Genomic DNA, 7,226 nt, shown 5'->3' with positions numbered 1-7,226 from the left:
CGCCCGCGGCTCCTTCGCGCGAGGCGGCGAAATACCCCCGCGTCATCCTCAACTCCGACGGCGCGGCGCGCGGCAATCCCGGTCCCGCGGGCGCGGGCGCGTATGTCTCCACGCCCGACGGCGAGGCGGTCGCGGTGGTGAAGAAATACCTCGGCGAGGCGACCAACAATGTCGCGGAATATTCGGCGCTCATCCTCGGGCTCGAGGCCGCGGCCAAGGCCGGCGCGGGCGAGGTGGAGGTGCGCGCCGATTCGGAGTTGATGATCCGGCAGCTCACCGGCGTCTACAAGGTGAAGCACCCGGACATGAAACAGCTCTACGAGATCGTCCGCGCAAGGGAGCGGTCGTTTCGCCGCGTCACCTACCGCCACGTCCCGCGCGAGCAGAACGTCATCGCCGACCGCCTGTCGAATGAAGCCATCGATGAGCGCGCCTGATTTGGCGGTCAGCGATCAGCGGTCAGCGATCAGCAATCAGTTCTCAGCGTTCGGTTGTCAGTCGATTGCCGCCGACGGCTGACAGCTGACGGCTGACGGCTGACTTCCACCCCCTTGCCTGCAACCGAATCCGCGTTACATAATCCCGTATCGAAGCGGCCGGGGCGATCGCCGGCGGCGAAAGCCGCGGGAGGAAAGTCCGGGCTCCGTAGGGCAGGGTGCCGGCTAACGGCCGGCGGGGGTGACCCCAGGGAAAGTGCAACAGAAATCAAACGGCCGATGGCCCGTCCCCACCCAGTTTTGGGCACAGGCAAAGTTGAAACGGTGCGGTAAGAGCGCACCCGCGACAGCCGGGAAACCGGCGGCGAGGCAAACCCCACCCGGTGCAAGGCCAACGCGAGCAAATTGGGCGGCCCGTCCATGCTCGGGTAGGTCGCTGGAGACGGCCGGCAACGGTCGTCCTAGACGAATGATCGTCGCGCCGCGCGTCGCGCGGGGGGCGCGCGCGGCGGACAGAACCCGGCTTACAAGGCCGCTTCGATCCCCGTTTTCGCCGATTTCGGCGACGCGAAAGGAAACGTCCCGCGAGGACAGGCAAGGTAGCGCGAAGATTCCGTTTGACGAATCATTACCCGAAAGTTTGAGGGCGGCGGCCTCGCCGCGGCTCGCGCGGGCGTGCGCTCGGAATGCGTGCGTCGGTGGATCGGTGCGTCGTTTCGACGGTACACGGAGGGCACAGGCGAGACACGGAGATCACGGAGGGAACGCAGGCAGGCATTTTCGGCTACGGCCAAAGAAATCGACTCCGTGTTCTCCGTGTCTTCTCGGTGTCCTTCGTGTACCGTCGAATGCGATTCACTCCATCCTCCGTCCTCGATCCTCCGTCCTCATACTGTTCGCCGCCGCACCGCCCGCCGCGACGGGGAGGGCGTAGCTTCAACCCATGGAACCGCCGCGCCGCCGCCGAAACGACCGGCGACCCCGTGACCGCCGCCCGTTCATGAGCGACGAAGACGATAGCGCGCCCGATCCGCACGAGCGCGAAGAACGCCGCCTGGCGCCCCCTCGCGAGCCGCGCCGCCTGCGCCTGCAGATGGACTCCGGCTCCGGCGTGCCTTATGTCGAGCTCGAAGGCGGGCAGGGCGAACTGATCTTCGGCGAGCGCGACGAGAACCTGCGCGCGATCGAAAACGTGCTCGACGTGAAGCTCTCGACGCGCGGCGACCGCCTGTTCATCGAAGGGCAGACGCACGATGTGCAGATGGTGAAAAAGCTCATCGAGCAGATCGCCGAGCTGCGCGACGAGGACTACCTCGTCAACGCATCCGACATCGAGCACGCCGCGCACATTCTCGCGTCCGGCCGCGTCGACAACCTGAAGGAAATCTTTCTCGACAAGATTCTCGTCAGCAGCAAGCGGCGCATCGTGGCGCCCAAGAGCATCCATCAAAAGGAATACATCGACGCGATCCGCCGGCACGACATCGTTTTCGGGATCGGCCCCGCGGGCACGGGCAAGACTTATCTCGCGATGGCGATGGCGGTCTCCGATCTTCTCGCGGGTACCGTGGAGCGCATCATCCTGACGCGCCCCGCGGTCGAGGCGGGCGAAAAACTCGGTTTCCTGCCCGGCGACATCGCGGAAAAGGTGAATCCGTATCTGCGTCCGCTGTATGACGCGCTGCACGACATGATCCCGTTCGAGAAGGCGCGGCGCTTTCTCGATCGCGGCATCATCGAGGTCGCGCCGCTCGCGTTCATGCGCGGGCGCACGCTGAACGACTCGTTCGTCATCCTGGACGAGGCGCAAAACACGACGCCCGAGCAGATGAAAATGTTCCTGACGCGCCTTGGCTTCAACAGCAAGGCCGTCATCACCGGCGACGTGACGCAAATCGATCTCGCGATCGGCGCGAAGTCGGGCCTTGTCGTCATCCAGCAAATCCTCGCGCAGGTCGCCAAGATTCGATTCGTCCGCTTTGACAAGTCGGACGTGGTGCGTCACCCGCTGGTCGCCGAGATCATCCACGCCTACGAAAATTACGAAGCCCAACACCCGGCCGTGATCGCCGCGGCGAACACCGGCGCGAGGCCGCCTTTGCCGGTCTCTCTCGCGCCGGCAAGCAAATCCGATGCGGCGGCGCCGGTCGAACCTCCCAAAGCGGACGATGTTCCGGTCGAATAAGGACGATACTGGCGGCACGACCCGCTCGCGCCGCGGCACGCGCGCCGAGCGCTGGCGCGAGTCGCGCCTGGCGCGCGCGATCGTGACGCGTCGCTGGCTGATGCTGCTTGTCACGAGTCTGGCCGTCGGATTCGCGATTTCGCCGCGTATCGCGTTGTTCACCGCGGACTACGCGATCGGATCGTACGCCGAGCGCGCCATCAAGGCGCCGCGCACCTTTTTCGTGGAAGACGCCGAAAGCACGCACGCGCGCCGCGAAGAGGCCGCCCGGCGCACGCCGCCGGTGTTCGATTACGACAGCGCGCGCGTCGTGAAATCGAAGGAAACGCTCGCGGCGGCGTTTGCGCGCATGCGTGAGTTTCTCGGCGTGGGCGCGGATGACGGCGAGGCGGGCGTGGGCAACGTCAATATCGTCTCGCGCAAGGAAATGGCCGCCGCGCAGGAGCGATTCACCGCCGATGTCGGCGCCCGGAATCTCGACCGCGCGCAACTTCAGTATCTCGCGCGATCGGGCTATTCGACCGAGGTGCTCGATCGCGCCCGGGCGATCCTCGACGAGTTCGGCGCGCGGCCGATCGTCTCCGACGTCGGGCCGATCGACGAGGCGCTCGGTTCGATGCCACCGGACGCGCGCGCGTTCGTGCTGCGCGACGTGGCGACCGGGCGTGAAACCGTCGTCGCCGATCCCGCGGCGGTCAGCGAGCTCGATCGCGTCCTCGCGCTCGTGCGCGCGCGCATGAACGCGACGCCCGCGCCGCCGCGCGCGGAACAGGTCGCGCTGCGCCTTTCCGCCGGGCTCATCGCGCCGAACCTCACGATCAACATGGCCGAAACCGATCGACGCCGCGCCGACGCGCGCGCGGCGGTCGTGCCCTCGCAGGTCAAATACGCCAAGAACCAGATCATCGTCGGCGAGGGCGAGCGCATCACGCACGAGCGCCTGGAGGTGCTGCGTCACATCCGCGAACACGCCTCGCCGCGCGAACGCCTCGCGAACTTTGTCGCTGTCTCCGCGCTGACGCTTCTGCTCGTCACCGTGATGTTCACGTTCGCCGAGCGCAACATCCGGAAATTCCGCTTGCTCGTTCGCGACGTCGCGTTCATCGCGTTCGCGCTTGTCGCGGGACTTTTGGGGCTGCGCATCGGCGTCGCGTTGTCGACGGTCATTGCCGGCATGTTCGATCTTATCCCGCCGCGCGCGATCTGGTACATGTACCCCGCCGCCGCGGGCGTGATGGCGGTGCGCATCCTTTTGAACTCGGAGATCGCGGTCCTCTTCGCGGTGCTCTTCGCCGTGCTGGCGGGCCTGCTCGCCGGCGGCGACATGAGCTTTACGATCTTCGTCCTTGCCGCTTCCTTTGCCGGGGCGCATGCCGTCCGCCAGGCCGCGCGCCGCGCGCGCATTGCGCGGGCGGGGCTTTTCGTCGGCGCGGTGAACGTCGCCGTCGTGCTTTGCCTGGCCGGCTCCTCCGGCTTCGATCGATCGCTCACCGACCTCGCGATGGAGGTGGCCGGCGCGTTCGTGGGCGGCGCGTCGTCCGGTCTCGTCGTACTCGCCGTGCTCTCGATTTTTGAATGGGCGTTCGGATACACGAGCGACATCTCCGTGCTGGAATTGGCGAGTCTCAATCACCCCCTGCTGAAGGAAATGGTCGTGCGCGCGCCCGGCACGTATCGCCATTCGGTCATGGTCGGCATGCTGGCCGAGGCCGGCGCGGAGGCGGTCGGCGCCAATCCGCTCGTCGCCAAGGTCGCCGGCCTCTACCACGACGCGGGCAAGATCAACAAACCGCAATATTTTTCCGAGAACTGCCCCGACGGCGAGGATCTGCACGCGAATCTCTACCCGTCGATGTCGTGCCTCATCCTCACCGCGCACGTGCGCGAGGGCGTCGAGCTGGCGCGGCGGCATCGACTGGGCGAGCGCATCACCGACATCATTCGCGAGCATCACGGCACGAGCCTGATTCGCGAGTGTTACGACCGCGCCAAAAAGCGCGAGGACGCGGACCACGCCGTCAAGGAGACGGACTTCCGCTATCCCGGCCCCAAGCCCCGCACCCGCGAGGCGGCCCTTGTCATGCTTTCGAACGCGGTCGAGAGCGCTTGCAGGCGACTCGTCAACCCGACGCCCGCGCGGCTCGAGCAGACCGTCGAGCAGACGGTCAACGGCATCTTCCTCGACGGGCAGCTTGCCGAATGCGATCTCACGTTGCAGGACCTGAACCGGCTGCACCGCGCGTTCGTCAAGACGATCACGGGCGTGTACCACAGCCGTATCGAATATCCGGAGCCGCGGCCCGGTGAACCCAACGAAAGGAGTCTCGGCCTTGCCGACGGTACACGTGCGTGACGAGGCTCGCGCCGGCGCTGCGTTGAAACGCGCCGTTCAAAAGGCCGCGCGCGCGACGCTGGCCGATTGCGGCCTTGCGGGCGCGGAGCTGTCCGTGCTGCTTGTCGGCGACGATCGCATCCGCGAGATCAATCGCGAGTATCTTGGCCGCGACAAGCCCACGAACGTGCTGTCGCTGTCGCAGCGCGAATCCGTCAACGGCGCGCCCGCGCCGGAAAACGAGCTGCTTGGCGACGTGATCATCTCGGTCGAGACGTGCGCGCGCCACGCCGAAAAGGCCGGCATGCCCGCCGCGGAAGAGGTGCTCTTTTGCCTCGTCCACGGCATCGCGCACCTTGTCGGCCACGATCACGAGGCGGGCGCCGGGCGCGAGGCCGCAAGGCGCATGCGCGCGTTCGAAACGGATCTTTTCCGCCGCGTCGCGAAACCGTTCGCCGAGGGCGTTAAGCCCGGCGGCGCGAATCCGAAGGCGGCGCGATGAGCCGGGCGTCGATCCAGATGTGGTTCAAGCGCATGTTCCGCCCGGGCGCGACCGAGTCGGATGCCCAGCGCGCGCGCGTGATCGAGGAGCGCCTCGAGGAGATGTTCGACGAAGCCGAGCGCGAGGGCCTGATCGACGTCGAATCCGGCGAGATGTTCCAGGGCATCATCGATCTGCCGGGCACGCCCGCGGGCGAGGTCATGGTGCCGCGCATCAACGTCGCGGCTGTCGCCGATGACGAGACCATCGCCGAGGTGCTCGCGCGCATGCGCGATTCGGGCCACTCGCGCATCCCGATTTTTACCGGCAGCCTCGACAAGATCATCGGAATCATCCACGCGAAGGACTTGCTTCGCCACTGGGGACGCACCGACGGCGAGATCCGCCTTGGCGACATCGCGCGCAAGCCGTTTTTCGTCGGCGAGGACATTCCCCTCGACGACCTGCTGCGCGAGTTTCAGGCGCGCAAGGTACAGATCGCGGTCGTCGTCAACGAGTACGGCGGAACCAGCGGGCTCATCACCCTCGAAGATATCTTCGAGGTCATCGTCGGCGACATCAAGGACGAATTCGATCGCTCGGAGCCGGACCTCATCGAGGAGGTCGCGGACGGCTGGGTGCGCGTGGGCGGGCGCTTCAACGCGCACGATTTCTTCGAAAACTTCGATCGCGATAAACCCGACGGCAGCTTCAACACGATCGGCGGCTGGATCGTCGACCGCGTCGGACGCATCCCGAAACCCGGCGAAACCTTCGCGCTCGACGTTCACGAGGTGCGTATCGAGGAGGCCGACCGCCGCCGCGTGACGCGCGCGCTCGTTCGACTCGCGCCTCAAACCGGGCGCGAGAAATCAGAGGACTGACGCGGCCGGAACGCGCACCAGGAATTCCTCAAGCGCCTCGCGCGTCGGCGCGGCGGCCCCGCCCGCTCCCAGGCACGTGAGCGTCCCCGCCGCCACCGCGCGGCGCAGCGACTCGGACGCGCCGAATCCGCGCGCCGCGCCGTCCACGAATCCCGCGACAAAACAGTCGCCCGCGCCCGTCGTGTCCACGGCCTCGATCGCCGGCGCCGCGACCCGGATCGTCCCATCGCCGCCGGCCAACACCGCCCCGCGCGAGCCGTCCGTCACGATCGCGCGCGGCCCGCGTGCGTTGATCGCGGCGGCGGCGCGAACCGGATCGTTCTCGCCCGTGATGTCGCGCGCCTCGACGGCGTTGCAGATAAACGTGTCGGCGCGTTCGATATAAGCGGCTACCGTCGCGCTTCGCGCGCGCTCGCCGAGAAACTGCGCGGCGAGGCAGATGGGAATCCCCGCCGCGCGCGCGCGTTCCACGAGCGGCAACAGCCTTTCATGTGCCGGCACACCCGGCAGAACAAGCATGTCCGCGCGCACGGCATCGAGAACGGCGCCGGCGCCGTCGGCCTCGATCTCGTCGATGTACGAAACGAAGGCCCGGTCGCCGTCCAGGCTGTAGCTCGCCGTCACCGCGGACGCGGGAGCGTCGATTCGCGTGACGAGCGTTTGCGGCAGACCCTCGCGCTTCCAGAGGATGTCGAGTAACTCCGAGGCCGGGTCGTTGCCGAGCGTCGCCGCCAGATGCGCGCGCTGCCCGAGCCTCGACAGCGCGCGCGCCACGTTGAACGTGCCGCCGGCGACGATCGAGAACGATCGGGCGAAATGCTCCTCGCCCGGATGCGGCAGCCGCGCCAGATTCAGGAATATCAGATCGAGGTACACGCGCCCGCTCGGCGCGATGACGATATCCATG

Annotated in this window: 6 protein-coding genes and 1 other RNA gene; 6 read left to right on the top strand and 1 reads right to left on the bottom strand. The window is 67.1% G+C overall.

All coding sequences use genetic code 11. The annotated features are described in order from the left end of the window. The 6 genes from K8I61_03950 to K8I61_03925 all read left to right on the top strand — a co-directional run. The coding region (locus K8I61_03950) for a ribonuclease HI family protein (GenBank protein MBZ0271163.1) at positions 1–437 on the top strand (437 nt) is incomplete at its 5' end. Positions 438–589: 152 nt separating this feature from the next. Then, positions 590–980: RNase P RNA component class A (rnpB, locus tag K8I61_03945), an RNA gene on the top strand. Between the two features lie 550 nt (positions 981–1,530). Beyond that, a complete protein-coding gene (locus tag K8I61_03940) occupies positions 1,531–2,622 on the top strand; it encodes a PhoH family protein (protein MBZ0271162.1) in 1,092 nt (363 codons plus the stop codon). After that, positions 2,606–4,975 carry an HDIG domain-containing protein gene (locus K8I61_03935; protein MBZ0271161.1) on the top strand — a complete coding sequence of 790 codons (2,370 nt, stop codon included), beginning with the start codon at positions 2,606–2,608 and terminating at the stop codon, positions 4,973–4,975. The genes K8I61_03940 and K8I61_03935 overlap by 17 nt, the downstream gene beginning before the upstream one ends. 22 nt (positions 4,976–4,997) lie before the next feature. Beyond that, positions 4,998–5,456, top strand: a complete 459-nt coding sequence (gene ybeY, locus K8I61_03930; GenBank protein MBZ0271160.1) for an rRNA maturation RNase YbeY — start codon at positions 4,998–5,000, stop codon at positions 5,454–5,456. Beyond that, complete coding sequence (locus K8I61_03925) at positions 5,453–6,319, top strand: hemolysin family protein (GenBank protein ID MBZ0271159.1); 867 nt, start codon at positions 5,453–5,455, stop codon at positions 6,317–6,319. The genes ybeY and K8I61_03925 overlap by 4 nt, the downstream gene beginning before the upstream one ends. Here the strand turns inward: K8I61_03925 and K8I61_03920 are convergent. Then, a complete protein-coding gene (locus tag K8I61_03920; GenBank protein MBZ0271158.1) occupies positions 6,308–7,225 on the bottom strand; it encodes a carbohydrate kinase family protein in 918 nt (305 codons plus the stop codon). The two genes, K8I61_03925 and K8I61_03920, sit on opposite strands and share 12 nt — an antisense overlap. Position 7,226: the final 1 nt, after the last annotated feature.

The organism is bacterium (assembly GCA_019912885.1).
In the GTDB taxonomy this organism is placed as follows: Bacteria; Lernaellota; Lernaellaia; order JACKCT01; family JACKCT01; genus JAIOHV01.
The sequence above is the reverse complement of the archived record's forward strand: the minus strand, read 5'-3'. Positions and strand labels throughout refer to the sequence as shown.